This is a genomic window from uncultured Sneathiella sp. (genome assembly GCF_963973085.1).
Taxonomy (GTDB): Bacteria; Pseudomonadota; Alphaproteobacteria; order Sneathiellales; family Sneathiellaceae; genus Sneathiella.
Window position 1 is genome coordinate 303,474 of record NZ_CAXAXA010000002.1, and the last position, 24,677, is coordinate 328,150.

A 24,677-nucleotide genomic window follows, 5' to 3' on the forward strand; every position below is an offset into this window, starting at 1 on the left:
TAAAGGGGTGAGGTCATGCTTCAACCGAAGCGCACAAAATTTCGTAAAGCGCATAAAGGGCGCTTGAAGGGAACAGCAACTTCAGGTACAACGCTGAACTTCGGCGCTTATGGCCTGAAAGCTGTGGAGCCCGGGCGTATTACTGCGCGGCAGATCGAGGCGACTCGGCGTGCTGTAACCCGCCATATCAAACGTGCTGGACGTGTCTGGATTCGGATATTTCCGGATGTTCCCGTGTCTAAAAAACCCACCGAAGTCCGGATGGGTAAGGGCAAGGGATCACCGGAATACTGGATGGTGCGTGTTCAGCCTGGAAAAGTTATGTTCGAACTAGACGGTGTTCCGGCCGAAATTGCCCGTGAGGCGTTCGAGCGGGGAGCGGCCAAATTGCCGATCAAAACCCGTTTTGTGACCCGTCTTGGTGAAGGGAATTGATCATGAAAGCGCAGGATTTACTGGGCAAAACGGCTGATGAGCTGAAGACGGAATTGATGCAGCTCAAGAAAGAGCAGTTCAATTTACGGTTCCAGAAAGCCAGCGGCCAATTGGAAAATACGGCGCGCCAACGCCAGGTGCGGCGGGATATCGCCCGCATTAAAACGGTGATGTCAGCTAACGCTGCGTCTTAGGAGAGAGAACGATGCCAAAGCGTATCCTGCAAGGAACAGTTGTCAGCGACAAGAATAACCAGACTGTCGTTGTCAAAGTCGATCGTCAAGTGATGCATCGGCTGTACAAGAAATACATAGGCCAGTCTAAAAAGTACCACGCCCATGACGAGAAAAATCAGTTCAAGGAAGGTGACACCGTCCGTATTCAGGAATGTGCACCACGCTCCAAGCTGAAGCGTTGGGAAGTGCTTTATACCGGTTAAGTAAACAGTGTTGATACCAAACGAAGGTAAACGACTATGATTCAGATGCAAACCAACCTGGATGTCGCCGACAACTCAGGCGCGAGGCAGGTGCAGTGCATTAAAGTTTTGGGTGGTTCCAAACGGAAAACCGCTTCAGTCGGGGACGTTATCGTCGTCTCCGTCAAGGAAGCCATTCCGCGCGGCCGCGTCAAAAAAGGTGATGTCCAGCGGGCTGTCATCGTACGCACAAAAAAGGAAATCCGTCGCGCCGATGGCACGGCGATCCGCTTCGACTCAAACGCCGCCGTGTTGATAAACAAGCAGGGCGAGCCAGTCGGAACGCGTATTTTCGGCCCCGTCACACGCGAGCTGCGGAGCAAGAACTACATGAAGATTATTTCGCTCGCGCCGGAGGTCCTCTAATGGCTGAAAAATTCGCAGTGAAAAAGGGCGACAAGGTCGTCGTGCTCACCGGCAAGGACAAGGGGCGCAGCGGTGAAATCGTTCGTGTTCTCCGTGCCGATCGCCGCGTGGTCGTGTCGGGCATCAACATGGTCAAGCGCCACACAAAGCAAAGCCAGACAGAGCAGGGCGGTATCGTCGAGAAAGAAGCGGCGATCCATATTTCGAATGTTGCGTTGCAGGATCCGAAGGATGGCAAGGCGACCCGTGTTGGCTACAAGAATCTAGATGACGGCCGGAAGGTTCGCTTTGCTAAGCGTTCCGGCGAAGTCATTGATATATAGAGGGCAGATCGATGACGACGCCAAGACTTAAAACGCTATATAATGACGAGCTGCGTACGCGGCTCCAGGAAAAATTCTCCTACGCCAATGTGATGCAGGTTCCTAAGCTGGAAAAAATTGTCATCAACGTCGGGTGTGGGGAAGCGGTCGCCGATTCAAAGAAGATCAAATCGGTTGAAAGCGAACTTGCGAAGATTTCCGGGCAGAAGCCGGTTGTCACCAGCGCGAAGAAATCGGTTGCTACCTTCAAATTGCGTGAAGGGATGCCGATTGGAGCGAAAGTGACGCTCCGCAAGAACCAGATGTATGAGTTTCTGGACCGGTTGATCAACATTGCGCTCCCGCGGGTACGGGATTTTCGTGGTGTGTCCGCCAAGAGCTTTGACGGCCGTGGGAATTACGCCATGGGCCTGAAAGAACAAATCGTCTTCCCGGAAATCCATTACGATGATGTAACGGATGTACGGGGAATGGATATCGTGATCTGCACGACTGCAGAAACTGATGAGGAAGCCCGCGAGCTTCTGAGCGGTTTCAGCATGCCGTTCAAGATCAATTGATCCTAGGAGTGAATTAGAATGGCTAAGAAAAGTGCTATCGAGAAAAACGAAAAGCGCCGCCGCATGGTCGTAAAATATGCGGACAAGCGGGCAGAGCTGAAAGCGATCAGTAAGAACGAGGAGCTGCCGCAGGAAGAACGGTTTGCGGCACGTCTGGCGCTGGCGTCGCTGCCACGCAATTCGTCACGGACCCGCGTTCGCAATCGCTGCGAACTGACCGGTCGTCCGCGCGGTGTTTACCGTAAATTGAAGCTATCCCGTATCGGCCTGCGCGACATGGCGTCCAATGGTCAGATTCCGGGCATGGTTAAGTCGAGCTGGTAGGGAGATACAGAAATGTCTTTAAGTGATCCCATCGGCGATATGCTGACCCGTATTCGTAACGGTCAGCGGGCCATGAAAAGCTCGGTTTCGAGCCCGTCTTCAAAATTGCGTCTGAGTGTCCTTGAGGCACTGAAGCGAGAAGGCTACATCCGCGGTTACGATGTGACGGAGCCGGAAAAGGGTAAGCCGGAAGTCAGCATTGAACTGAAATACTACCAGGGCAAGGGCGTTATTGAACATGTCAGCCGGGTGTCGAAACCCGGTCGGCGAGTCTATAAGGGTGTGAAAGACCTGCCAACCATTCGTAATGGACTTGGCGTTGCCATTCTTTCCACACCAAACGGTGTTTTGTCGGACAACGAGGCACGCGATGCCAATGTTGGCGGCGAAGTGCTTTGTAAATTGTACTAGGAGGTATTATGTCTCGTATTGGAAAACATCCGGTGACGATCCCTTCTGGTGTGGACGTGCAGCTCACCGGTAGCGACGTTACCGTAAAGGGTAGCAAGGGCGTGATGAGCATGACCTTTGTTGATGACGTTGTGGTCAACCGTGAAGATGACAAAATCTGGGTTAAGCCACGTGGTAACAATATCCGTGGACGCCAGATGTGGGGCATGCAGCGGACATTGCTGAGTAATTTGGTGGAAGGCGTTTCCGATGGTTTTACAAAGACCTTGGAAATCGTGGGCGTCGGTTATCGTGCGGCAGTGCAGGGTAAAATGCTCAAACTGAACCTCGGGTTCAGCCATGATGTGGATTTCCCGATCCCTGACGGCATTGACATTAAATGTCCGCAGCCGACAGTGATTGAGATTTCCGGTGCCGACAAGCAGCAGGTTGGCCAGGTTGCAGCGGTTATCCGGTCTTACCGGAAACCAGAGCCTTACAAGGGCAAGGGTGTCAAATATGCGGGCGAATATATCTTCCGCAAAGAAGGCAAGAAGAAGTAGGAACCGACCATGGCAAACTCAAAAGAATTGTTCGACCGCCGTCGGCGGAGGAATCGGACCCAGCTTCGCAAGGTGTCTTCAGGCCGCCCTCGGCTTTCTGTGCACCGGACGCTTCAGCAGATCTATGTCCAGGTTATTGACGATGCCGCAGGCAAGACGCTTGCGTCGGCCTCAAGCCTTGAAAAGGATCTGCGCGCAAAGCTGAAAAACGGTGGTAACAAGGAAGCGGCCGCTGAAATTGGCAAACTTATTGCCGAGCGGGCCATCAAGGCCGGCGTTAAAGAAGTCGCATTTGATCGCGGCGGGTATAAATTTCATGGCCGGGTCAAAGCCCTTGCCGATGCTGCCCGTGAGGGCGGCTTGTCCTTCTAGGGGAATTGACAATGTTGAGACCTGATCATAACGACAAAGGCGATTCGGAATTCGTCGATAAACTGGTTTACATCAACCGTGTTGCCAAAGTGGTTAAAGGTGGTCGCCGGTTCGGTTTTGCCGCGCTGGTTGTCGCAGGCGACCAGAAAGGCCGCGTTGGCTATGGCCACGGTAAAGCCCGTGAAGTGCCGGAAGCCATTCGTAAGGCAACGGAAGCGGCTAAACGCAACATGGTGCGGGTGCCTCTCCGGGAAGGCCGGACCTTGCATCATGATGTGCAGGCCCGGTTCGGTGCCGGACGCGTTGTTCTTCGTTCCGCTCCTGCCGGTACCGGTATTATCGCGGGTGGCCCGATGCGTGCAGTTTTTGAAACCCTGGGCGTTCAGGATGTCGTGACGAAATCTATCGGCACCTCCAACCCCTACAACATGGTGAAAGCAACCTTCGAGGCCCTGAAAAGCATGAGCTCCCCGCGTATGATTGCGGCGAAGCGCGGCAAGAAGGTATCCGAGGTGATTGGTCGCCGTGGGGCGGACGCAGGAAAGGAAAAGGTCGATGGCTAAAGCAACGATCAAAGTGACCCAGACGGGAAGCCCGATCGGCCGTCCGAAGAACCAGCGCGCGACGCTGGTCGGCCTCGGGCTGAACAAAATGCACCGAACGGTCGAACTTGAGGATACAGATGCCGTTCGTGGCATGATTCGCAAGGTAAATCATCTCGTACAGGTTGACGACGCCAAATAAGGTGGCAGCCTGTCTGACTAAGGAATTTTGAACATGCGTTTAAATCAACTCGCTGACAATAAAGGCGCTACCAAGGACCGGATGCGTGTTGGCCGCGGTATCGGTTCCGGGAAGGGCAAGACCTCCGGAGCGGGCCAGAAGGGCCAGAAGTCACGCTCAGGCGTCGCCATCAAGGGATTTGAAGGCGGCCAGATGTCGATCTATCGTCGTCTGCCAAAGCGCGGCTTTAAAAACATTTTCAGCAAGAATTTTGCTGTGGCCAACCTTGGCCGGGTTCAGGCCGCGTTTGATGCGGGCAAGCTCGACCCGAAAGCTACAATTACTGCCGCTTCCCTGCAGGAAGCCGGTGTGGTTGGCAAGGTCGTTGATGGCGTTCGGTTGCTGGCAAAAGGTGAGCTGAAGACTAAGGCGACTTTTGAAGTTGCTGGTGCATCCAAGTCAGCGATTGAAGCTGTTGAGAAGGCAGGCGGCAAGGTTACCCTTTTGGCTCAAAGCGCGGCAGCGAGCGAATAAAGAAATCGATAGGGACGGTATAATGCCGCACCTTCGGGAGAAGTTTTAGATGGCGTCAGCAGCAGAGCAAATGGCTTCCACGATGAGTTTCGGTGCCTTTTCCAAGGCGACGGAACTCAAGAAGCGGTTATGGTTCACGCTCTTTGCCCTGATCGTTTACCGGATCGGGACATATATTCCGATCCCGGGTGTTGACCCGACGGTGCTTGCCGATGTCTTCGCGCAAAATTCCGGGGGCATCCTTGGCATGTTCGACGTTTTCGCGGGCGGTGCGCTGGGGCGGATGACGATTTTCGCCCTCAATATCATGCCCTATATTTCGGCATCGATTATCATGCAATTGATGACCTCGATCTCGCCGCAGATGGCACAGCTCAAGAAAGAGGGCGAGGCCGGACGCAAGAAGATCAACCAGTATACCCGTTATGGCACAGTGCTGCTTGCGGCGTTGCAGGGGTATGGTATCGCCGCCGGTATCGAGGGGTTGACTCTGTCGAACGGGCAGTCCGCGGTGATCGATCCGGGAATGCAATTCCGTCTGATCACGGTGATCACCCTGGTCAGCGGCACGGTTTTTCTTATGTGGCTGGGTGAACAGATCACGGCGCGCGGTGTTGGTAACGGTATTTCGCTGATTATCTTCTCTGGCATTGTCGCAGCGTTGCCAAGCGCTCTGGTCGGGACATTGGAGCTGGGTCGCACAGGCGCCCTGTCGACAGTTGTTATTCTGGTGCTGTTGGTTATGGCCGTTGCTGTGATCGCCTTTATCGTCTTCATGGAACGGGCGCAGCGGCGGATATTAATCCAGTATCCGAAGCGGCAACGCGGCAACAAGACATATGGCGGGCAGAATTCTCATTTGCCGTTGAAGCTGAATACGGCCGGGGTTATTCCGCCGATTTTTGCCTCATCGCTTTTGCTGATGCCAACCACAGTTGCGAGTTTCAGCGCGGGTTCCGGTCCGGATTGGCTCAATAGCCTGACGGCCATGCTGGGGCATGGTCAGCCAATCTACCTGATGCTGTATATTGCAGGGATCGTATTTTTCTGTTTCTTCTACACGGCCGTTGTCTTCAATCCGGATGACACGGCGGATAATCTGAAGAAACATGGCGGCTTCGTGCCGGGTATTCGTCCTGGCAAGCGGACATCGGAGTATCTGGACTATGTCCTGACCAGATTGACAGTTGTCGGTGCGGCATATCTCTCTCTGGTTTGTATTTTGCCGGAAATCCTTGTGTCCCAATGGGCGGTGCCTTTTTACTTTGGCGGAACCTCGCTCCTGATCGTTGTCTCGGTGACCATGGATACCGTTGCGCAAATACAAAGCCATCTTGTCGCCCATCAGTATGAAGGGCTGATCAAGAAAACCAAGCTTGGGGGGCGACGTAAATGATCTTGATTCTTTTGGGACCTCCCGGTGCCGGCAAGGGAACGCAGGCGCAGCGTTTGGAAAACAAGCATGGTTTGGTTCAGCTTTCCACCGGTGACATGTTGCGCGCGGCCGTTGCCGCCGGCACGGAAATCGGCAAGAAAGCCAAGACAGTGATGGAACGTGGCGAACTCGTTTCCGACGATATCATGACGGGCATTATTTCTGATCGGCTGGATGAGCCTGATTGCAAGAATGGCGTTATTCTCGATGGCTTCCCTCGTACAGAAGCGCAGGCAGAGGCGCTTGATGAGATGCTGGCGGAGAAAGGCCTCAAGCTTGATGCCGTTATTGAGATGAAAACTGACGACGATATACTGGTCGAACGGATTACAGGGCGCTATACCTGTGCGAATTGCGGCGCTGGCTATCACGACAAGTTCCTGAAACCCGAAGTTGAAGGGGTTTGCGATAAATGCGGCGGAACCGAGTTTACCCGCCGGAGTGACGATAATGCGGAAACCGTGATTTCCAGGCTTGAGGCCTATCACGAACAGACAGCGCCACTGCTTCCCTATTACCGGAAGAAGGGAATATTGAAGCAGGTAGACGGAATGGCCGGAATTGATGAAGTGACGGCAGAAATAGAAGCGGCTTTACAGTCAATCTAAACGGTTGACTAGGTAAAACAAAATTATATAATCGCGCGCTTCTCAGAGGCGCTTGAGATAACCGGGTCAGGACGACCCGAATTGGTATTGAGGAGAGACTAGCGTGGCTCGTATTGCTGGTGTAAATATTCCGACGAACAAGCGGGTATTGATCGCACTGACCTATATTCATGGAATTGGCCCGGCAAAGGCCAAGGAAATCTGCGCGGCGGCAGGACTGGCGTCGGAAATTCGCGTTAATGCGTTGAGCGATGCCGAAGTGGTTAAAATCCGCGAAACCATCGACTCCGACCATATCGTTGAAGGTGATTTGCGTCGTCAAACTTCGATGAATATCAAGCGCCTGATGGACCTTGGTTGCTATCGTGGCCTCCGCCATCGTCGCGGTCTGCCGGTCCGCGGACAACGTACACATACCAACGCCCGCACCCGTAAAGGTCCGGCCAAAGCTATCGCTGGGAAGAAGAAGTAATATGGCACGTGAGAAGACACGCGTTCGTCGTCGCGAGCGGAAAAACATTATTTCAGGCGTCGCGCATGTAAGCGCTTCCTTTAATAATACGAAAATCATGATCACCGATGCGCAGGGCAATGCCATTGCTTGGTCTTCTGCCGGGTCACAGGGCTTCAAGGGGTCGCGTAAATCGACACCGTTTGCCGCTCAGATCGCTGCGGAAGATGCTGGCAAGAAAGCCATGGATCATGGCATGAAGACACTTGAAGTCGAAGTGAAGGGTCCGGGGTCCGGGCGCGAATCGGCACTGCGGGCATTGCAGTCCGTGGGCTTCAATATTACGTCCATTCGGGACGTATCGCCAATACCGCACAATGGATGCCGTCCGCCGAAACGCCGTCGCGTTTAACGGAACCATCCAGTTCAATGCGGGCTTTTCAGCCTGTATTGTCGTTTGTCAAGAAGTCGCAGGTCCATGGTGGGCCTGCAAAACTATGAGGTCAATACCGTGATTCAGCAAAACTGGAAAGACCTGATCCAGGCGAACCTCTCTGTAGAGCCAGGTGAGCAGAGCGATCGGGAAGCCACGATTATTGCGGAGCCGTTGGAAAGAGGGTTCGGTTTGACGCTGGGGAACGCACTTCGCCGCGTTTTGCTGTCGAGCCTGCAGGGCGCCGCAATCACCTCCATTCAGATCGATAATGTTTTGCACGAATTCTCGTCGATTGCCGGTGTGCGCGAGGACGTAACGGATATCGTCCTCAACCTGAAGACGCTGGCGATCCGCGCGCATTCCGATGGCCCGAAGCGCATGGTGCTGAAAGCCTCCGGTCCGTGTGAAGTGACGGCAAGCATGATCGAAACCGGCCCGGATATTGAGATCATGGATCCTGAACTGGTGTTGATGACACTGGATGATGGTGCTTCTATTTCCATGGAAATGAATGTTGATACGGGCAAGGGATATGTCCCGGGCGTCAACAATCACCCGGAAGATGCTCCGATCGGTCTGATCCCGATGGACAGCCTTTACAGCCCCGTGCGCAAGGTTACCTACAAGGTGGAAGCGGCGCGTGAAGGCCAGGTTCTCGACTATGACAAGCTGACCCTCAAGGTGGAAACCAACGGAACGGTGTCTCCAGAAGATTCAGTGGCTTTCGCCGCCCGTATCCTTCAGGAGCAGTTCCAGCTCTTCGTCAACTTTGACGAACCTGAGGAAGTGGTCGTCAAGGAAGAAAGCCAGGAGCCTGAGTTTAACCGGAACCTGCTCCGTAAGGTGGATGAACTTGAACTCTCTGTCCGCTCGGCGAACTGCCTGAAGAATGACAACATCGTCTACATTGGCGACTTGATCCAGAAGACCGAGGCTGAAATGCTGCGGACACCGAATTTCGGCCGCAAGAGCCTGAACGAGATCAAGGAAGTTCTGGCGCAAATGGGCTTGCATCTCGGCATGGAAGTGCCGAACTGGCCGCCGGAAAATATTGAAGACATGGCCAAACGGCTCGAAGAACCCTTTTAGAACAGCCTTAATCGCTGTGGAGTAAGACAAATGCGGCATCGTAAATCCGGGCGTAAGCTCAACAGAACATCTGCACATCGCAAGGCGATGTTCGCCAATATGGCGGCATCCCTGATCAAGCATGAGCAAATTCAAACGACCCTGCCGAAGGCAAAAGAACTGCGGCCGATCGTGGAAAAGCTGATCACGCTCGGTAAGCGCGGCGATCTGCATGCCCGTCGGCAGGCGCTGTCCCAGTTGAATGAAAAGTCGGCAGTGGACAAGGTCTTTTCGACTCTCAGTGAGCGTTATGCCGAACGTAATGGCGGCTATACGCGCGTGCTGAAAGCCGGCTTTCGGACTGGCGATGCGGCGCCCATGGGCGTGATCGAGCTGATTGATCGCGATGTGGATGCCAAGGGGCAGGACTCCGGTCCTCTGCAGGATGTGGATGAGGACGAGCTGGAAGCTGAAGCCGCCGCGTAACGTAGCGCCGGACAAGAGTTAGGAAAGGCAGTCCTCGGGGCTGCCTTTTTTTTCGCGCAACCTCCTTATGGTCTGACAGCCGCTTGAAAAAGGACTAATATGGCCAATCTAAGAGGAGGGCAGGAGGGAAACTTCACGCCATTGGTTTTGAGGTCATGAACAGGTATTTTTGTAATTTAGCGGCCGGACTGGCTTTTGCGGCAGTTCTTGTTGCTGGTGGTCCGGCGCTCTCTAAAGATGTGGTGCCGAGCAATCAGGCTCAGATCATGCTGTCTTTTGCGCCGTTGGTGAAAAAGGCGGTTCCCGCTGTTGTCAATATTTTCACGAAAACCCGCGTGACCCAGACCCGCCCGAGCCTGTTTGACGATCCGTTCTTCAAGCGGTTTTTCGGGGGAAACTTTGGCCCGCCCCGGCAGAGACAGAAAATTCAGAATTCTCTGGGCTCCGGCGTCCTTGTGGACGGGGACGGCGTTATTGTCACCAACTATCACGTGGTCGGCGGGGCGGATGAAATTACGGTCGCGCTATCTGATCGTCGAGAATTCGATGCGCGGGTCATCGTCTCGGATGAACGCACGGATCTCGCCATCCTGAAAATCGACGTTGAGGGGGAACAGCTCCCGTTTCTGGAATTTGCGGATTCCGATGCGCTTGAAATTGGCGACCTTGTCATTGCGATCGGCAACCCGTTCGGTGTCGGACAGACGGTAACCAGCGGGATTGTTTCCGCGCTTGATCGTAATGCCGGGGTGAGCAATGACATTCAGTCCTTTATCCAGACCGACGCAGCGATTAATCCGGGTAACTCCGGGGGCGCGCTCCTGACCATGGACGGGAAGATTGCCGGTATCAATTCCGCCATTTTCAGTAAAAGCGGCGGCTCTCTCGGTATCGGCTTTGCCATTCCGGCAAATCTTGTGAAGGCCGTCCTCACAAACGGACTTGCGACGGGCAAAGTTGTGCGGCCATGGCTTGGCGCGGCCGGGCAGGAAATCACCGGCGATGTTGCGGATGGGCTCGGGCTCGAAAGGCCTGGCGGTGTCCTGATCAACAAGGTTCACCCCTATGGCGCGGCCCAAAAGGCGGGGTTGCGCGTCGGTGATGTGGTGGTTTCCATTGATGACAAGGAAATCCTTGGCCCGGATACCCTCATTTACCGGATTGCTTCGGGCGTGATTGGCAAAACCGCGCGGCTTGGCGTTTATCGCGACGGGAGGCTTATGCCGCTGGACATGGATCTTCAGCCAGCGCCGGAAACGCCACCCCGCGGCATTGAGACACTGACCGGTCGTCATCCTCTTTCCGGGGTGGTGGTTGGTAATTTATCCCCCGCTTTTGCGCTGGAGCTCGGAATGCCGGCCTTTTCTGATGGCGTCGTTGTGACGGAAGTCGTAAAAGGCAGTGTGGCAGAGCGGTATGGGATGCGGCCGCGCGATATCCTGTTTCGGGTGAACGGAGCGAAAATACTCGACATCGGTCAGGCGAAAACAGCCTTACAGGAGGCGGGAGGGCGCTGGCAGATCAGCATTCGCCGGAATGGCCGAACCCTCTCCTTCAAAGTTAATTTATGAGCACTCTCTTCGAAGCCTCCGGGTCGGGCGATGAGATGAACCGGCCGCTGGCGGACCGGTTGCGCCCGGCGCGTCTGGATGAGGTGGTCGGGCAGGATCATCTCTTGGATGCAGGTGCGCCGCTCAAGCGCATGTTGGAGGCAGGCTGGCTCGCCTCGATTATTTTCTGGGGACCGCCCGGTTCGGGGAAGACAACCATAGCCCAGCTTCTGGCCAAGGAAGTCGGGATGCATTTCGAGCAGATTTCCGCCGTGTTCTCAGGCGTTGCGGATTTGCGTAAAGCGTTTGAGGCGGCGAAGATGCGCCGCCAGGACGGCACGAAAACCCTCCTCTTTGTCGATGAAATTCACAGGTTTAACCGGGCGCAGCAAGATGGCTTCTTGCCCTATGTGGAAGATGGCACGATCACCCTGGTCGGGGCGACGACGGAAAATCCGTCCTTTGAGTTGAACGGCGCACTTCTTTCTCGCTGCCAGGTTCTTGTTCTCAATCGTCATGATGAAGCCTCACTGCGCGTCCTGATGGATCGGGCGGCAGCTTTGGAAGGGCGAAACGTGCCGCTCACGGAAGAAGCGAAGACTGCGCTTGTCCAGCTTGCCGACGGGGATGGGCGGTTTTTCCTCAATATGATGGAGGCTGTCTTCCATTCGGGAGAAAATGAGCTTGGTGTTGAGGGACTGTCGAAAGTCATCTCAAAACGCGCCCCTGCCTATGACAAGGACCGTGACGGCCATTATAACCTGATCAGCGCGCTGCATAAATCGATGCGTGGGTCGGATGTGGATGCAGCGCTCTACTGGTTTTCGCGTATGATGGACGGAGGGGAGGACCCGCTGTACATCGCCCGTCGGCTTGTGCGGTTCGCGGTTGAGGACATCGGCCTGGCGGATCCGAACGCGCTGGTGCAGGCCAATGCCGCGAAGGAAGCCTTTCAGTTTCTGGGCTCTCCGGAGGGTGACCTCGCCATTGCCCAGTCGGTCATCTATCTTGCAACGGCGCCAAAATCCAACGCGGCTTACCGTGCTTTCAGCGGATCGAAATCCGCTGCCCGAAAGTATGGATCGCATATGCCACCAAAGCATATCCTGAATGCACCAACCGGTATGATGAAGGATATGGGCTATGGCAAGGATTACACCTATGATCACAATGCGGAAGATGGGTTTTCAGGGCAGAACTATTTTCCCGATGAAATGAAGCGCGAGCAGTATTATTCTCCAGTTGAGCGCGGGTTTGAGCGCGATATCAAGAAGCGCCTGGAATACTGGGCGCGGCTGCGGGCGGAAAAGCAATCCGGAAAGACGGAAAAATGAATATGTTTCTATCGGTGGCAATTGGCGGTGCGTTGGGGGCTTGCGCGCGCTATGGCGTAGCGCAAATCATGCTGCGGCAATTGGGACCGGGTTACCCTTACGGGACCCTGTTCGTGAACATTGTGGGCTCCTTACTGATGGGGGTATTGATCGAACTGATCGCGTTGCGCTGGTCCCCGTCGCCGGAGCTTCGAGTTTTGCTGGTGACGGGCTTTTTGGGTGGCTTTACGACCTTCTCTGCCTTCTCCCTCGACGTTGCCCTTATGGTAGAGAAGGGAGAAACTCTTCCGGCGGCGGGCTATATCCTGATGTCCGTGGCGCTGTCCATCGCGGGATTATTCGCCGGGCTGCATCTGATGCGGGCGGTATTGTCATGAGCCGTGTTCAGCATCTCATCGTCAGTGAAGATGAAGCGGATCAGCGGCTGGATCGCTGGTTCAAGGCGCATTTTCCCAGCATGACCCATGGCCAGCTTGAAAAGCATTTGCGCAAAGGCGATATCCGCGTTGACAAGAAGCGCTCCAAGGCGGGTGACCGGCTGGAGGCCGGGCAGACGGTCAGGGTGCCGCCGCTCTCTGATGATGTGCTCAGGCCCGTCCCGATGGACAAGGGGCGGACGCCCGAGCCGGCAAAGCTTTCCGATCAGGATATCGCGGAGATTCGCAAGATGATCCTGCATATGGACGACGCCGTGATTGTCCTGAACAAGCCAGCGGGGTTGCCGGTACAGGGCGGCAGCGGGCAAAACCGTCATGTCGATGGCCTGCTTGAGGGGCTGCGGTTCGATTTTCCGGAAAAGCCGAGGCTGGCTCACCGGCTGGACAAGGATACCTCCGGTGTTCTTGTGCTCGGCCGCACGCGCCAGGCGGCCAAGCATCTCGCAGAAGCATTCAAACGGCGGACAACACGGAAGATTTACTGGGCTCTGCTCGCGGGCGTTCCCAAGCCAAAGGAGGGGACGATTAGCTACAACCTTGCCAAAGTCGTGACGGCGAATGGCGAAAAGGTTGTCGTTGATCGGGACGGTCAAAAGGCCGTCACGGACTATTCCGTCGTTGAAATGGCAGCGCAGAAAGCCTGCTGGGTGGCGTTCAAACCGCTGACCGGGCGTACCCATCAGCTTCGCGTGCATGCGGTAGCGCTCGGTACACCGATTGTCGGAGATGGGAAGTATGGCGGGTCCGAGGCTTTTCTTGACGGCGTGATCAGCAAGAAAATGCATTTGCACGCGCGAGAGATTACGATTTCCCATCCCGATGGCAGCGATCTTACCGTAACGGCGCCGCTTGACCGGCATATGGTGGAAAGCTGGAAGCTCTTTGATTTTCATGAAAATGACTAGGAAGACCCGTTTCTGGATATCGAGTTCTGATAACAATAAGGCAGAAAAGCCGCTTTTGGCTTGACTAATGAGGTTGAATGGCTAGATTTTGACCCATGATAAATTCGAACCGGCTTTTGAACCTACGACTTATTGGCCCGGCACTCTGATTCTGGTGCCGGGGCGACTAATGTCCTTTTGTCAAAATTGTCGGATAAGCGAATGTATGTAACGAAGACCTGCGGGTCCTCCATTTCAAGGAAAATTTACGGTTTATGGCAGGAAGAGCTGGCTGGCTCCTCCGGGGGGCTCTCTCGACTTCCTGGCGGTCGCTCGGGTATGAGTAGCGCCCCGCGACCGTATGTTGGCTGCAATAAACCAAAGATATAGCGAAATAGAGGCGCCATGCGCCCGCCAGGAAATTAGAGGAATTCGACATGACATTTATCCCCGGAGAAAAATACAAGGCATTCGAACCGATCAATTTGCCGGACCGACAATGGCCGACGAAGGTCATCGACAAGGCCCCGATCTGGTGCAGCGTGGACCTGCGCGACGGAAACCAGGCGCTGATCGAGCCGATGGGGCATGAGCGCAAGCTGCGTATGTTTCGCCATCTGGTCGAGCTTGGCTTCAAGGAAATTGAGGTCGGCTTCCCCTCTGCGTCCCAGACGGATTTCGATTTCGTCCGCTTCTTGATAGAGGAGGGGGAAATCCCGGATGATGTCAAAATTCAGGTCTTGACGCAGGCGCGAGAAGAACTGATCCGCAAGACCTACGACAGCATTCGTGGCGCCAAGCAGGCGATTGTACATCTGTACAACTCCACATCCACGCTACAGCGACGCGTTGTGTTTGATATGGACCGCGCGGGCATCAAGGAAATTGCCACCGACGGGGCAAAGCTGGTGCGGCAACTCGCCGATGAAATGCCGGAAACCCATATCCAGATGGAATATTCCCCGGAAAGCTTTACCCAGACCGAGCTCGACTACGCCTGCGAGGTCTGCACGGCTGTAATGGAAATCTGGAAGCCGACGGTTGATAACAAGATCATCTTTAACCTGCCGGCGACGGTGGAGGTGGCGAGCGCCAACATCTATGCCGACCAGATTGAATGGATGCATCGCAATCTGCCAGAGAGGGAGAAGATCATCCTGAGTTTGCATCCGCATAATGACCGGGGTACCGGCGTTGCCGCGGCGGAATTCGGGATCATGGCCGGGGCGGACCGGGTGGAAGGCACCTTGTTCGGAAACGGGGAACGTACCGGCAATGTCGATGTCGTGAATATCGCCATGAATTTGTATACGCAGGGTGTTGATCCGAAGCTTGATTTCAGTGACATTAACGAAGTCGTCCGCACGGTTGAATATTGCAACCAGTTGCCGGTGCATCCTCGCCATCCCTATGGTGGTGATCTGGTGTTCACAGCATTTTCCGGCTCCCACCAGGATGCCATCAAGAAAGGCTTTGCGGCAATCCGGCAGGCCAACAGTGAATTATGGGAGATCCCGTATTTGCCGATCGACCCGGCGGACCTTGGCCGTAACTATGATGCAGTGATCCGGGTCAATAGCCAGTCCGGCAAAGGCGGCGTCGCCTATTTGTTGGAAGAGGATTACGGTATTGAGTTGCCGCGCCTCTTGCAGGTTGAGCTCAGCAAGATTGTCCAGGCCGTGACGGATGAGACGGGCAAGGAGCTTTCCTCCGCGACTATTTATGACATTTTCGAAAAAGAATATCTGAACGCAAATGGCGGTCTGGAGTTCGTCAATCATCAGACCACGTCAGAATCACCCACGTCGGAGCGGCGGAAGCTGATTGCGACGATCCGCGACGGCGGCCAGGAGAAAACCCTGGAAGGGGTCGGAACCGGTCCCATCGATGCCTATATGTCCGCATTAACGAAGTCATATAACATTGATCTGAAGGTTAATGACTATCGCGAACATACGACCGGCTTCGGGTCTGATGCCGTGGCGATTGCTTATGTGGAAATGCGCGATGCGAAAGGCGAACCGATTTTCGGTGTCGGGCGTCACGCGAATATTGTGACGGCGTCGCTCAAAGCCATTACGAGCGCGGTCAATCGCTCCAAAAAGCAATAATAAACAGGGCTGGCGATACATTGCGCCAGCCCTTTTTCTTTTCTGTGTAATACGTTTTACTGAAAGATGGTGGATGGCAGAAGCAGCGCCCGACATCCTCGTGGTTTTTGACTGTGACGGCACATTGGTGGATAGCCAGCATAATGTGGTTGCCTGCATGCGTTTGGCGTTTGAGTCCTTGTCTATGCCGGTCCCAGAAGATTTGGCAATCCGCAGGACAATTGGGCTTAATCCCGATACAGCGGTACGTCATCTTGCGGGCGTAACTCTGGACGATATACAGCTGGAAAATATCGTGTCGGGATACAAGAATGCGTTTTTCAAAAGACGCCTGCTCCCCGATCATCATGAACCGCTTTTTCCGGGCGTGAAGGAGACACTATCTGCTCTCGCGGCGCGCAAGGCGGCAATGGCCGTGGCAACGGGAAAATCGCTTCGGGGCCTTAACGCGGTCATCAACCAACACGGCCTTCACGACTATTTCACTTCCCTGCAAACGCCAGATCATAATCCCGGAAAACCTCATCCGCAGATGCTGGAGCGGGCGATGATGGAGGCAGGTACATCGCCGGAGCGAACTTTCATGATCGGCGATACCACTTTCGATATTATGCTGGCGAAAAATGCCGGGTGCCGGGGAATTGGTGTTACCTGGGGATATCATGACGCAGACGAGCTTACGGAGAGCGGGGCTGAGCGACTTATTGACCGGGTCGAGGATTTGCTGGACATTATCGATACGGCCTGATGGATTGAGGAAAGCAGAAAGTCAATCCTTGATTTTTTATGAGTATCCGTTATAAGCCAAACGACTGTTTGGTTAAGATGGAAAAACGAACGGCGATGAAACGCTTTTACAATAGGGTGACGGCGGAGGAAGAAGGCGGGGGTTACTCCGTTTTTCTTGATGGTCGGGTGATCAAAACTCCTGCAAAGGCGCATCTGCGTCTGCCGACCCGTGCGCTGGCCGAGGCAATCGCTGGGGAGTGGGACGCCCAGAGTGAGAAGATCGATCCGGCCAATATGCCCCTGATGCAGGCGGCGGCAACGGTGATTGACCGTGTCACCCCGCAACGGGAAAAAGTGATAGATGAGATTGCGTCCTACGGCGGAACCGATCTGGTCTGCTATCGGGCCAGCCACCCGCCCAGCCTTGTCGAAAAGCAGTCCGCGGCGTGGGATCCGATGCTGGCGTGGATAAATAAGCGGCATCAGGTTAGTCTGCACGTTGTAGAGGGTATCATGCATATACAACAGCCCGGAGAGTCGCTGGCGAAGATGCGGGCGCTCGTCTCCGGGCAACAGGATATGACGCTGGCGCCGCTTTACAACATGACGTCCTTATGCGGATCTCTTGTAATCGCGTTGGCGGTGCTGGATGGGAGAATCACGGCGGAAGACGCCTTTGAGATCAGTGAAATTGATGAAACCCACACAATGGAATTCTGGGGTTCGGATGCGGAGGCCGTGAAACGGCGAAAGAATAATAAGGAAAGCCTGGCGGCAAGCGCACGCTTTCTGCAACTAAGCGGCATTATAGCCTGAGGAGGGTACATGCAGGATATCATTCAGCAGCTTGAGGAAAAGCGGGCGAAGGCGCGTCTTGGCGGTGGACAGAAGCGTATCGACGCGCAACATAGCAAAGGCAAGCTTACGGCACGGGAGCGGATAAGCCTGCTTCTCGATGACGACTCTTTTGAAGAGTGGGACATGTTTGTCGAGCATCGCTGCGCTGATTTCGGTATGCAAGAAGAAACGGTGATAGGTGACGGCGTTGTGACTGGCCATGGCACCATAAATGGCAAGCTCGTCTTCGTTTTCAGTCAGGACTTCACGGTCTTTGGCGGGTCGCTGTCGGAATATCACGCGAAGAAAATATGCAAGATCATGGATAAGGCCGTGCAGGTCGGGGCGCCGGTTATCGGTCTGAATGATTCCGGTGGTGCGCGCATTCAGGAGGGCATCGACAGCCTTGCGGGCTACGCGGATGTGTTCCAGCGCAATGTGATGGCGTCCGGTGTCGTGCCGCAAATCTCGGTGATTATGGGGCCCTGCGCAGGGGGGGCGGTCTACTCCCCGGCGATGACCGATTTCATCTTCATGGTGCGCGACAGTTCCTACATGTTCGTGACCGGCCCCGATGTCGTGAAGACCGTCACCAACGAAACCGTGACGGCGGAAGAACTTGGCGGGGCGGGAACGCATACCAGCAAGTCGTCTGTTGCCGATAATGCCTATGACAATGATGTCGAGGTACTGACCGAGGTGAGGCGTCTTGTTGATTTCCTGCCGTCCAGCAATCTCGAACAGTCGCCGATCCGCAAGAGTTTCGACGATCCGGATCGCAAGGAAAAGTCGCTTAACACGCTTGTCCCGGCTAATGCCAACAAACCCTATGACATGATGGAACTGGTGGAAAAGCTGGTCGATGAAGGCGATTTCTTTGAAATCCAGCCGAATTTTGCGAAAAACATCATCACCGGCTTTGGCCGGATGGAAGGACAGACAGTCGGCATCGTCGCCAACCAGCCGATGGTGCTCGCGGGCTGCCTCGACATCGACAGCTCCAAGAAGGCGGCGCGGTTCGTTCGGTTCTGCGACTGCTTCAACATCCCGATCGTTACCCTCGTTGATGTGCCCGGCTTCCTGCCCGGCACGTCCCAGGAATATGGCGGCATTATCAAGCATGGCGCGAAATTGCTTTATGCCTACGCCGAGGCGACAGTGCCGAAAGTCACCATCATTACCCGCAAAGCCTATGGCGGCGCTTATGACGTGATGGCATCGAAGCATTTGCGCGGGGATGTCAACTATGCCTGGCCGTCTGCGGAAATCGCGGTGATGGGATCGAAAGGCGCGGTGGAGATCATTTTCCGCTCCGAGATTGGCGATGCGGATAAAATCCAGAAACGCACCGATGAATATCAATCCCGGTTTGCCAACCCCTTTGTCGCCGGACATCGCGGTTTCATTGACGATGTGATCATGCCCAACAATACCCGTAACAGGGTGATCAAGTCGCTCCGCATGCTGAGAAACAAACATCTTGAAAATCCGTGGAAAAAACACGGCAATATTCCGCTGTAGGGTCGAGAGAAAAGGGAAGAAAAAATGTTCAAAAAGATCCTGATCGCCAACCGTGGGGAAATTGCCTGCCGGGTTATTCGCTCAGCGCGCGCCATGGGTATCCAGACTGTCGCCGTTTATTCCGACGCCGATGACGGCGCCGTGCATATGCAAATGGCGGATGAGGCGGTTCATATCGGCCCGGCTGCTGCTTCGGAAAGTTATCTCGTCATTGAGAAGATTATCGATGCCTGCAAAAAGACCGGTGCGGAAGCCGTTCATCCCGGATACGGTTTCCTGTCCGAGAATCAGGCCTTTGCCGATGCGCTGGATGAGGCGGGCATCGCCTTTATTGGCCCGGGTAAAAAAGCCATTGCCTCTATGGGAGACAAGATCGCCTCCAAGAAACTCGCGCTCAATGCCGGGGTCAATACGGTGCCGGGGCATATGGACCTGATCGAAGACGCCGATGATGCGGTGAAAATTTCCAAGGAGATCGGCTATCCGGTGATGATCAAGGCATCGGCGGGCGGCGGCGGCAAGGGCATGCGGATCGCCCATGATGAGGCGGAAGCGCGCGAAGGGTTCCAGTCGGCTAAAAACGAAGCCATCAGCAGCTTTGGCGACGACCGTATTTTTATCGAGAAATTCGTCGTCGATCCGCGCCATATCGAAATTCAGGTTCTGGCGGACAAGCACGGGACCTGCCTGTATCTCGGGGAGCGGGAATGCTCCGTGCAGCGGCGACACCAGAAGGTCATCGAGGAGGCGCCAAGTCCCTTCGTGGACGAGGAACTGCGAAAAGCCATGGGCGAGCAGGCCGTCGCGCTGGCAAAGGAAGTGGATTATCACTCCGCCGGAACCGTCGAGTTTATCGTCGGTAGTGACAAAAGCTTTTATTTCCTGGAAATGAATACACGTTTGCAGGTGGAGCATCCGGTGACCGAACTGATCACCGGCATTGATCTGGTGGAACAGATGATCCGGGTGGCGTATGGCGAAAAGCTCACGCTCACGCAAGAAGACATCACGCTCACTGGCTGGGCGCTGGAAAGCCGTCTCTATGCCGAGGATCCCTATCGTGGCTTTCTCCCCTCCATCGGCCGCCTGAGCCGCTACAAAGTGCCAAAGGGCGACAATGTCCGGGTCGATACGGGCGTCACGGAAGGCTCCGAGATCACCATGTTCTACGATCCGATGATCGCGAAGCTGGTAACTTATGGTGCGACCCGCACGGAAGCTCTGGAGGAAATGGGGCGGGCGCTGGATGCATATGAAGTCAAGGGCATCGCCCATAACATCAATTTCCTGAATGCGGTTTGCAATCATCCAAGGTTCAAGGCCGGCGAGCTGACAACTGGCTTTATTGCCGAAGAATATCCGGACGGGTTCCATGGCGCACCGCTCGATGCGGAAACCTACGAGAAGCTTGTTGCAGTCGCTATACTTGTGTATGCGCGCCATAGCAGCCGGTCTCTCTCTGATGTCATTGAGAAGACGTCGGAAAAGTGGATTGTCGGAAATGGCAAGGAATCCAGCACGGAAGTCTCGGCGGAAGATGCAAAGGCAGGTATTGACGTGACCATTGGCGATCGGGTTTTCGCCGTTCGCAGTAAATGGAAGCCCGGCAAGCGCCGGATCAAGGCCAAGGTAAACGGGGATGAGATGATTGCCCAGCTGGAATTTTCCCGCGGCTCTATTCGCTTGACCCATGGCGGAGCGATGGTCGAGCTGGCTGTCCGCAGTCCGTCCGCTGCGAAGCTTGCCGAGTTGATGCCGGTCAAGGAAGCCGCAGATTTGTCAAAACTGCTGCTTTGCCCGATGCCGGGCATGATCGTTGCCGTCAACGTCAGTGAAGGGGATGAGGTCAAAGCCGGACAACCGCTTGCCGTGGTCGAGGCAATGAAGATGGAAAATATTCTCCGGGCCGAACAGGACGGGGTGGTTTCCAAAGTCAACGCCAAGGCCGGGGATATTCTGGCTGTGGACGACGTTATCCTGGAATTCGAATAGGCGGGGGGGCGGCTTCCGGTATCAGTAAACCGAGGTCGCCGTCCTTTAAAAAGATTTTATTGAAGCTTGCCTTCAGTTCGACATCAAATTCCGCCATGCTCACGGGAATCCCGAGATCGACGAGGGATGTCACGCCATGTTCAGCAATACCGCAGGGGACAATCCCCTCGTAATGGCTGAGATCAGGGTCAACATTGATTGAGATGCCATGAAAGCTGATCCAGCGGCGAACACGCACGCCGATGGCGGCAATTTTGTCCTCACGGAAGCCGCGATCGACCCAGACGCCAACGCGCCCTTCACGCTTTTCACCCTTGACCTGATACTGGGCGAGAACATCAACCACCCAGTCTTCAAGATCCTGAACAAACGCCCGGATATCTGCATTACGCTTCTTTAAATCCAGCATCACATAGGCAACCCGCTGTCCGGGACCGTGATAGGTATATTGTCCGCCGCGCCCGGCCTTATGAACGGGGAAGCGATCTGGGTCCCTCAAATCTGACAAATTTGCGCTGGTCCCGGCTGTGTAGAGCGGCGGATGCTCCAGCAGCCAGACAAGCTCCCGTGCACTTCCTTCGTGGATCGCCGCCACGCGCTGCTCCATCTCGGCAAGGGCGAACTCGTACGCGACCGGCTCGTCGGAGATTTTCCATTCAATCTGCTGCATGACCGGTTTATAGCAGCTTTCCCTGAAACAGCAATATTCTGCTGAAGGGCGGTTCCGTTAAGGCCCTGTTAACCCTGATCGCCGATACTGGCCTTCCTGACAGCCATAGGAATGACGGGCATGAGTGAGGAAGACAAGGCAATTGAAGGCGTGGACGTGGAAATCTCGGTGGTACTGGGAAAAGCCATCATGCCAATTCACCAGCTTTTAAAGATGGGCCGCGGCGCGGTCATCGAGCTGGACGCCGGTGCTGATGACGATGCTATTGTCCTTGCGAACAACAAGCCGATTGCCTATGGCGGCATTATTATTGTCGATGATAACATCGGGATTTCCATTACCGATAATGTAAAAAGCAACCTGCCGGAATTTTAATTCACCCTTTTCGCAATTCAGTTGTTGCGCCCTTAGCAAACATTTGTTATTTCCCTGCTCCATTGTGCGGTCGTGGCGGAATTGGTAGACGCGCAGCGTTGAGGTCGCTGTCCGGTAACACGGGTGGAAGTTCGAGTCTTCTCGACCGCACCACTTAATCTCTTGCCCCAGACGGGGTGAATGAAAAATTCTACAACAATTTCATGAAACTTTCCCCAACTGCGCTATGATGGCGTGGTATGGATGCATTCGCGTATTTTCTTAATGTGCTGATACGCTTGCCGAAATTTTGATGGCATCCTGTTTCGTCATCAGGTAAATGCAGGCATCCGGTTTATTTGAGAGAGGTTTCGGGGAATGGCGAAGGATATTTCGGAAAAGGCGATGGATTATCACCGGTTACCAAGGCCGGGGAAACTGACTATCGCGCCGACCAAGCCGATGGATACGCAAACGGATCTGGCGCTCGCCTATTCACCCGGCGTCGCCCATCCATGCCTTGCCATCGCAGAAGATCCGGCGCAGGCCGCGGAGCTGACGGCGCGGGGGAACCTTGTCGGCGTGGTCACCAATGGAACGGCAGTTCTCGGCCTTGGCGCAATCGGGCCACTTGCTTCCAAGCCCGTGATGGAAGGAAAAGCCGTGCTTTTCAAGAAATTTGCCGGGATCGATGTTTTCGATATCGAGCTTGCCGAGCTGGATCCGGAAAAGCTCGTTGATATTATCGCCGCGATGGAGCCGACGTTTGGCGGGATCAATCTGGAGGATATCAAGGCGCCGGAGTGCTTTGTCGTGGAGAAGCTCTGTCGGGAGCGGATGAATATTCCGGTGTTTCATGATGATCAGCACGGCACCGCTATTTGCGTAGCGGCTGCAGTCTATAACGCCCTACGCGTTGTGGAAAAAGACATAGCGGAGGTGAAGCTGACAGCCTGTGGTGCGGGAGCAGCGGCGCTTGCCTGCCTCAATCTTCTGGTCAGTTTGGGACTGCCTAAGGAAAATATCACTGTCTGTGATATTCACGGGGTGGTCTATGAAGGGCGGACTGTCGAGATGGACCCATATAAGTCCGTCTTCGCTATCGAAACGAACAAGCGCACTCTCGCCGATGCGATGGTGGGGGCGGATATCTTTCTTGGCTGTTCTGGACCAGGGGCGCTGAAATCAGAGATGGTTGCTACCATGGCGGGGAAACCAATAATTCTTGCGCTGGCCAATCCGACACCGGAGATACTGCCCGAAGAGGCAAAGGCAGTCAGGCCAGATGTGATTATCGCGACGGGGCGGTCCGATTATCCCAATCAGGTGAATAATGTTCTGTGTTTTCCATACCTCTTTCGCGGCGCACTGGATGTCGGGGCGACGGAAATCAATGAGGAGATGAAAATCGCGGCCGTAAAGGCGATTGCCGATCTGGCGATGGCAGAGCAATCGGATATCGTTGCCAAGGCTTACGGCGGAACTCAGGCAAGCTTTGGGCCGGACTATCTTATCCCGACACCCTTTGACCCCCGATTGTATCTGGAAGTCTCCTTCGCGGTTGCCAAGGCGGCTATGGACAGTGGCGTCGCCAGCCGTCCGGTAGAGGATCTGGATAAATATTACCAGAATCTCTCTCACTTTGTCTATCGCACGGGTTTTGTGATGAAACCTTTGTTTGACAGGGCGCGTCAGGAAATCATGCGCGTTACCTACGCCGAAGGGGAGGAGGAGCGCATCCTGCAGGCGGCGCAGACGGTTGTTGATGAAGGACTTGCAAAGCCTATTCTGATTGGGCGGAGTAAGGTGATTGAATATCGCCTGCAAAAGCTTGGCCTCAGGATCAGGCCGGGCAAGGATTTCGAGATTGTCGACCCGGAAGACGATCCACGCTATCGGGAATATTGGCAGGCCTATCACAAACTGCGCGAGCGATTTGGCGTTGATGTGGAAACCGCCAAGGCCCGCATTCGCACCAATACAACAATTATCGGCGCCATGATGGTGCATCTGGGCCATGCCGATGCAATGATTTGTGGTACCTTCGGAAAATATGACCAGCATTATCGGCGTGTCTCCGATATTATCCCCTTCCGCGAAGGAGTTCGCGACGCTTCCGCGCTTCATCTGTTGATTTTGCCAGAGCGTACCCTCTTTTTTACTGACACCCAGATTAGCCATGAACACACGCCCGAGGAACTTGCGGAGCTGGCAATTCTTGCGGCGGATGAAGTCCGGCGGTTCGGGATCGAGCCCAAAGCGGCGCTCTTGTCTTATTCAAATTTCGGCTCGACCGACATGCCCTCAGCATTGCGTGCCCGCGAGGCTCTGAAGATTATTGAGAAACTGGCACCTGAGCTTGAAATCGAAGGGGAGATGAAGGCGGATACGGCGCTGATCCCGGCGATACGCGAAGCGATCTTCCCCAATTCACGGTTACAGGGTTCCGCCAATCTTTTGATCATGCCAAACCTCGATTCGGCAAATATCAGCTACAATATTGCCAAAAGCATTGGCAACGGAATTGCAGTGGGCCCGATCCTTATCGGGATGTCAAAGTCAGTGCATGTCACTGCCGCCTCGATTACGGTTCGTGGTCTCGTCAATATGACGGCAATTGCAGCGGTAGACGCCCAGGATCACAAGGCCGGCAAGATGATGCCTGGGCCTATAGCCCGGAAAGAACGCCTGTTGGACGAAGGCTGA

General features: G+C 54.7%; 31 protein-coding genes and 1 tRNA gene. 31 read left to right on the plus strand and 1 reads right to left on the minus strand.

Going from position 1 to position 24,677, the window contains the following annotated elements:
• Positions 1-15 precede the first annotated feature (15 nt).
• From rplP to AACZ19_RS05710, 28 genes are all read left to right on the plus strand, one after another.
• Positions 16-435: a 50S ribosomal protein L16 gene (gene rplP / locus AACZ19_RS05575; RefSeq protein ID WP_339631938.1), complete on the plus strand. Its 420-nt coding sequence runs from the start codon at positions 16-18 to the stop codon at positions 433-435.
• 2 nt (positions 436-437) lie between these two features.
• The gene (gene rpmC / locus AACZ19_RS05580) at positions 438-629 is read left to right on the plus strand and encodes a 50S ribosomal protein L29 (RefSeq protein ID WP_339631941.1); all 192 of its coding nucleotides are present in this window, start codon (positions 438-440) and stop codon (positions 627-629) included.
• A gap of 11 nt (positions 630-640) precedes the next feature.
• Positions 641-874, plus strand: coding sequence for a 30S ribosomal protein S17 (gene rpsQ, locus AACZ19_RS05585; protein WP_293963513.1), 234 nt, complete (start codon positions 641-643; stop codon positions 872-874).
• 36 nt (positions 875-910) lie between these two features.
• Entirely contained in the window at positions 911-1,279 is a 369-nt protein-coding gene (gene rplN, locus AACZ19_RS05590; RefSeq protein ID WP_293963510.1) for a 50S ribosomal protein L14, read from the plus strand.
• Positions 1,279-1,602 carry a 50S ribosomal protein L24 gene (rplX, locus tag AACZ19_RS05595; RefSeq protein WP_339631943.1) on the plus strand — a complete coding sequence of 108 codons (324 nt, stop codon included), beginning with the start codon at positions 1,279-1,281 and terminating at the stop codon, positions 1,600-1,602. The genes rplN and rplX overlap by 1 nt, the downstream gene beginning before the upstream one ends.
• An 11-nt stretch (positions 1,603-1,613) precedes the next feature.
• Positions 1,614-2,162 carry a 50S ribosomal protein L5 gene (gene rplE, locus AACZ19_RS05600; RefSeq protein WP_339631944.1) on the plus strand — a complete coding sequence of 183 codons (549 nt, stop codon included), beginning with the start codon at positions 1,614-1,616 and terminating at the stop codon, positions 2,160-2,162.
• Between the two features lie 18 nt (positions 2,163-2,180).
• Positions 2,181-2,486, plus strand: a complete 306-nt coding sequence (rpsN, locus tag AACZ19_RS05605; protein WP_339631946.1) for a 30S ribosomal protein S14 — start codon at positions 2,181-2,183, stop codon at positions 2,484-2,486.
• A gap of 12 nt (positions 2,487-2,498) precedes the next feature.
• Positions 2,499-2,897: a 30S ribosomal protein S8 gene (rpsH, locus tag AACZ19_RS05610; RefSeq protein ID WP_339631947.1), complete on the plus strand. Its 399-nt coding sequence runs from the start codon at positions 2,499-2,501 to the stop codon at positions 2,895-2,897.
• Positions 2,898-2,905: 8 nt separating this feature from the next.
• Positions 2,906-3,439: a 50S ribosomal protein L6 gene (rplF, locus tag AACZ19_RS05615; protein ID WP_339631949.1), complete on the plus strand. Its 534-nt coding sequence runs from the start codon at positions 2,906-2,908 to the stop codon at positions 3,437-3,439.
• Between the two features lie 9 nt (positions 3,440-3,448).
• Positions 3,449-3,811 carry a 50S ribosomal protein L18 gene (gene rplR / locus AACZ19_RS05620; protein WP_339631951.1) on the plus strand — a complete coding sequence of 121 codons (363 nt, stop codon included), beginning with the start codon at positions 3,449-3,451 and terminating at the stop codon, positions 3,809-3,811.
• 11 nt (positions 3,812-3,822) lie between these two features.
• On the plus strand, positions 3,823-4,374 hold the full coding sequence (gene rpsE / locus AACZ19_RS05625; RefSeq protein WP_339631953.1) for a 30S ribosomal protein S5: 552 nt from the start codon (positions 3,823-3,825) through the stop codon (positions 4,372-4,374).
• Positions 4,367-4,555, plus strand: coding sequence for a 50S ribosomal protein L30 (gene rpmD / locus AACZ19_RS05630; protein WP_339631955.1), 189 nt, complete (start codon positions 4,367-4,369; stop codon positions 4,553-4,555). Before rpsE ends, rpmD begins: the two co-directional genes overlap by 8 nt.
• A 33-nt stretch (positions 4,556-4,588) precedes the next feature.
• The gene (gene rplO, locus AACZ19_RS05635) at positions 4,589-5,068 is read left to right on the plus strand and encodes a 50S ribosomal protein L15 (RefSeq protein WP_339631957.1); all 480 of its coding nucleotides are present in this window, start codon (positions 4,589-4,591) and stop codon (positions 5,066-5,068) included.
• A gap of 70 nt (positions 5,069-5,138) precedes the next feature.
• On the plus strand, positions 5,139-6,464 hold the full coding sequence (secY, locus tag AACZ19_RS05640; RefSeq protein ID WP_339632723.1) for a preprotein translocase subunit SecY: 1,326 nt from the start codon (positions 5,139-5,141) through the stop codon (positions 6,462-6,464).
• Positions 6,461-7,111, plus strand: coding sequence for an adenylate kinase (locus tag AACZ19_RS05645; RefSeq protein ID WP_339631959.1), 651 nt, complete (start codon positions 6,461-6,463; stop codon positions 7,109-7,111). Before secY ends, AACZ19_RS05645 begins: the two co-directional genes overlap by 4 nt.
• Before the next feature lie 103 nt (positions 7,112-7,214).
• Positions 7,215-7,583 (plus strand): 30S ribosomal protein S13, encoded by a 369-nt coding sequence (rpsM, locus tag AACZ19_RS05650; RefSeq protein ID WP_339631962.1) that lies wholly within the window; start codon positions 7,215-7,217, stop codon positions 7,581-7,583.
• Position 7,584: 1 nt separating this feature from the next.
• Positions 7,585-7,974, plus strand: a complete 390-nt coding sequence (rpsK, locus tag AACZ19_RS05655; protein WP_339631964.1) for a 30S ribosomal protein S11 — start codon at positions 7,585-7,587, stop codon at positions 7,972-7,974.
• 66 nt (positions 7,975-8,040) lie between these two features.
• A complete protein-coding gene (locus AACZ19_RS05660; protein ID WP_339631965.1) occupies positions 8,041-9,087 on the plus strand; it encodes a DNA-directed RNA polymerase subunit alpha in 1,047 nt (348 codons plus the stop codon).
• Positions 9,088-9,117: 30 nt separating this feature from the next.
• Positions 9,118-9,552: a 50S ribosomal protein L17 gene (gene rplQ, locus AACZ19_RS05665; protein WP_339631967.1), complete on the plus strand. Its 435-nt coding sequence runs from the start codon at positions 9,118-9,120 to the stop codon at positions 9,550-9,552.
• Positions 9,553-9,707: 155 nt separating this feature from the next.
• Complete coding sequence (locus AACZ19_RS05670) at positions 9,708-11,123, plus strand: Do family serine endopeptidase (RefSeq protein ID WP_339631968.1); 1,416 nt, start codon at positions 9,708-9,710, stop codon at positions 11,121-11,123.
• Positions 11,120-12,436, plus strand: a complete 1,317-nt coding sequence (locus AACZ19_RS05675) for a replication-associated recombination protein A (protein ID WP_339631970.1) — start codon at positions 11,120-11,122, stop codon at positions 12,434-12,436. Before AACZ19_RS05670 ends, AACZ19_RS05675 begins: the two co-directional genes overlap by 4 nt.
• Entirely contained in the window at positions 12,433-12,813 is a 381-nt protein-coding gene (crcB, locus tag AACZ19_RS05680; protein ID WP_339631972.1) for a fluoride efflux transporter CrcB, read from the plus strand. The genes AACZ19_RS05675 and crcB overlap by 4 nt, the downstream gene beginning before the upstream one ends.
• Positions 12,810-13,778, plus strand: a complete 969-nt coding sequence (locus tag AACZ19_RS05685) for an RluA family pseudouridine synthase (RefSeq protein WP_339631974.1) — start codon at positions 12,810-12,812, stop codon at positions 13,776-13,778. The genes crcB and AACZ19_RS05685 overlap by 4 nt, the downstream gene beginning before the upstream one ends.
• Before the next feature lie 416 nt (positions 13,779-14,194).
• Positions 14,195-15,868, plus strand: coding sequence for a 2-isopropylmalate synthase (gene leuA / locus AACZ19_RS05690; RefSeq protein ID WP_339631976.1), 1,674 nt, complete (start codon positions 14,195-14,197; stop codon positions 15,866-15,868).
• Positions 15,869-15,941: 73 nt separating this feature from the next.
• Positions 15,942-16,616 (plus strand): HAD-IA family hydrolase, encoded by a 675-nt coding sequence (locus AACZ19_RS05695; protein ID WP_339631978.1) that lies wholly within the window; start codon positions 15,942-15,944, stop codon positions 16,614-16,616.
• 95 nt (positions 16,617-16,711) lie between these two features.
• On the plus strand, positions 16,712-17,413 hold the full coding sequence (locus tag AACZ19_RS05700; RefSeq protein ID WP_339631980.1) for an ATP12 family protein: 702 nt from the start codon (positions 16,712-16,714) through the stop codon (positions 17,411-17,413).
• 9 nt (positions 17,414-17,422) lie between these two features.
• On the plus strand, positions 17,423-18,955 hold the full coding sequence (locus tag AACZ19_RS05705; RefSeq protein WP_339631982.1) for an acyl-CoA carboxylase subunit beta: 1,533 nt from the start codon (positions 17,423-17,425) through the stop codon (positions 18,953-18,955).
• 24 nt (positions 18,956-18,979) lie between these two features.
• Entirely contained in the window at positions 18,980-20,947 is a 1,968-nt protein-coding gene (locus tag AACZ19_RS05710) for an acetyl/propionyl/methylcrotonyl-CoA carboxylase subunit alpha (protein ID WP_339631984.1), read from the plus strand.
• Here AACZ19_RS05710 and lipB read toward each other — a convergent pair.
• Positions 20,928-21,617: a lipoyl(octanoyl) transferase LipB gene (gene lipB, locus AACZ19_RS05715; RefSeq protein WP_339631986.1), complete on the minus strand. Its 690-nt coding sequence runs from the start codon at positions 21,615-21,617 to the stop codon at positions 20,928-20,930. The two genes, AACZ19_RS05710 and lipB, sit on opposite strands and share 20 nt — an antisense overlap.
• A 120-nt stretch (positions 21,618-21,737) precedes the next feature.
• Here lipB and AACZ19_RS05720 point away from each other — a divergent pair, with 120 nt between their 5' ends.
• From AACZ19_RS05720 to AACZ19_RS05730, 3 genes are all read left to right on the plus strand, one after another.
• The gene (locus tag AACZ19_RS05720; RefSeq protein WP_339631988.1) at positions 21,738-21,992 is read left to right on the plus strand and encodes a FliM/FliN family flagellar motor switch protein; all 255 of its coding nucleotides are present in this window, start codon (positions 21,738-21,740) and stop codon (positions 21,990-21,992) included.
• Positions 21,993-22,058: 66 nt separating this feature from the next.
• A tRNA-Leu gene (locus AACZ19_RS05725) sits at positions 22,059-22,145 on the plus strand.
• 204 nt (positions 22,146-22,349) lie between these two features.
• The gene (locus AACZ19_RS05730; protein ID WP_339631990.1) at positions 22,350-24,677 is read left to right on the plus strand and encodes an NADP-dependent malic enzyme; all 2,328 of its coding nucleotides are present in this window, start codon (positions 22,350-22,352) and stop codon (positions 24,675-24,677) included.

Coding starts and splice junctions, on each gene's coding strand:
- rplP (WP_339631938.1), top strand. CDS start 16: ATGCTTCAACCGAAGCGCACAAAATTTCGTAAAGCGCATAAAGGGCGC.
- rpmC (WP_339631941.1), top strand. CDS start 438: ATGAAAGCGCAGGATTTACTGGGCAAAACGGCTGATGAGCTGAAGACG.
- rpsQ (WP_293963513.1), top strand. CDS start 641: ATGCCAAAGCGTATCCTGCAAGGAACAGTTGTCAGCGACAAGAATAAC.
- rplN (WP_293963510.1), top strand. CDS start 911: ATGATTCAGATGCAAACCAACCTGGATGTCGCCGACAACTCAGGCGCG.
- rplX (WP_339631943.1), top strand. CDS start 1,279: ATGGCTGAAAAATTCGCAGTGAAAAAGGGCGACAAGGTCGTCGTGCTC.
- rplE (WP_339631944.1), top strand. CDS start 1,614: ATGACGACGCCAAGACTTAAAACGCTATATAATGACGAGCTGCGTACG.
- rpsN (WP_339631946.1), top strand. CDS start 2,181: ATGGCTAAGAAAAGTGCTATCGAGAAAAACGAAAAGCGCCGCCGCATG.
- rpsH (WP_339631947.1), top strand. CDS start 2,499: ATGTCTTTAAGTGATCCCATCGGCGATATGCTGACCCGTATTCGTAAC.
- rplF (WP_339631949.1), top strand. CDS start 2,906: ATGTCTCGTATTGGAAAACATCCGGTGACGATCCCTTCTGGTGTGGAC.
- rplR (WP_339631951.1), top strand. CDS start 3,449: ATGGCAAACTCAAAAGAATTGTTCGACCGCCGTCGGCGGAGGAATCGG.
- rpsE (WP_339631953.1), top strand. CDS start 3,823: ATGTTGAGACCTGATCATAACGACAAAGGCGATTCGGAATTCGTCGAT.
- rpmD (WP_339631955.1), top strand. CDS start 4,367: ATGGCTAAAGCAACGATCAAAGTGACCCAGACGGGAAGCCCGATCGGC.
- rplO (WP_339631957.1), top strand. CDS start 4,589: ATGCGTTTAAATCAACTCGCTGACAATAAAGGCGCTACCAAGGACCGG.
- secY (WP_339632723.1), top strand. CDS start 5,139: ATGGCTTCCACGATGAGTTTCGGTGCCTTTTCCAAGGCGACGGAACTC.
- AACZ19_RS05645 (WP_339631959.1), top strand. CDS start 6,461: ATGATCTTGATTCTTTTGGGACCTCCCGGTGCCGGCAAGGGAACGCAG.
- rpsK (WP_339631964.1), top strand. CDS start 7,585: ATGGCACGTGAGAAGACACGCGTTCGTCGTCGCGAGCGGAAAAACATT.
- AACZ19_RS05660 (WP_339631965.1), top strand. CDS start 8,041: ATGGTGGGCCTGCAAAACTATGAGGTCAATACCGTGATTCAGCAAAAC.
- rplQ (WP_339631967.1), top strand. CDS start 9,118: ATGCGGCATCGTAAATCCGGGCGTAAGCTCAACAGAACATCTGCACAT.
- AACZ19_RS05670 (WP_339631968.1), top strand. CDS start 9,708: ATGAACAGGTATTTTTGTAATTTAGCGGCCGGACTGGCTTTTGCGGCA.
- AACZ19_RS05675 (WP_339631970.1), top strand. CDS start 11,120: ATGAGCACTCTCTTCGAAGCCTCCGGGTCGGGCGATGAGATGAACCGG.
- crcB (WP_339631972.1), top strand. CDS start 12,433: ATGAATATGTTTCTATCGGTGGCAATTGGCGGTGCGTTGGGGGCTTGC.
- AACZ19_RS05685 (WP_339631974.1), top strand. CDS start 12,810: ATGAGCCGTGTTCAGCATCTCATCGTCAGTGAAGATGAAGCGGATCAG.
- leuA (WP_339631976.1), top strand. CDS start 14,195: ATGACATTTATCCCCGGAGAAAAATACAAGGCATTCGAACCGATCAAT.
- AACZ19_RS05695 (WP_339631978.1), top strand. CDS start 15,942: ATGGCAGAAGCAGCGCCCGACATCCTCGTGGTTTTTGACTGTGACGGC.
- AACZ19_RS05700 (WP_339631980.1), top strand. CDS start 16,712: ATGAAACGCTTTTACAATAGGGTGACGGCGGAGGAAGAAGGCGGGGGT.
- AACZ19_RS05705 (WP_339631982.1), top strand. CDS start 17,423: ATGCAGGATATCATTCAGCAGCTTGAGGAAAAGCGGGCGAAGGCGCGT.
- AACZ19_RS05710 (WP_339631984.1), top strand. CDS start 18,980: ATGTTCAAAAAGATCCTGATCGCCAACCGTGGGGAAATTGCCTGCCGG.
- lipB (WP_339631986.1), bottom strand. CDS start 21,617: ATGCAGCAGATTGAATGGAAAATCTCCGACGAGCCGGTCGCGTACGAG.
- AACZ19_RS05720 (WP_339631988.1), top strand. CDS start 21,738: ATGAGTGAGGAAGACAAGGCAATTGAAGGCGTGGACGTGGAAATCTCG.
- AACZ19_RS05730 (WP_339631990.1), top strand. CDS start 22,350: ATGGCGAAGGATATTTCGGAAAAGGCGATGGATTATCACCGGTTACCA.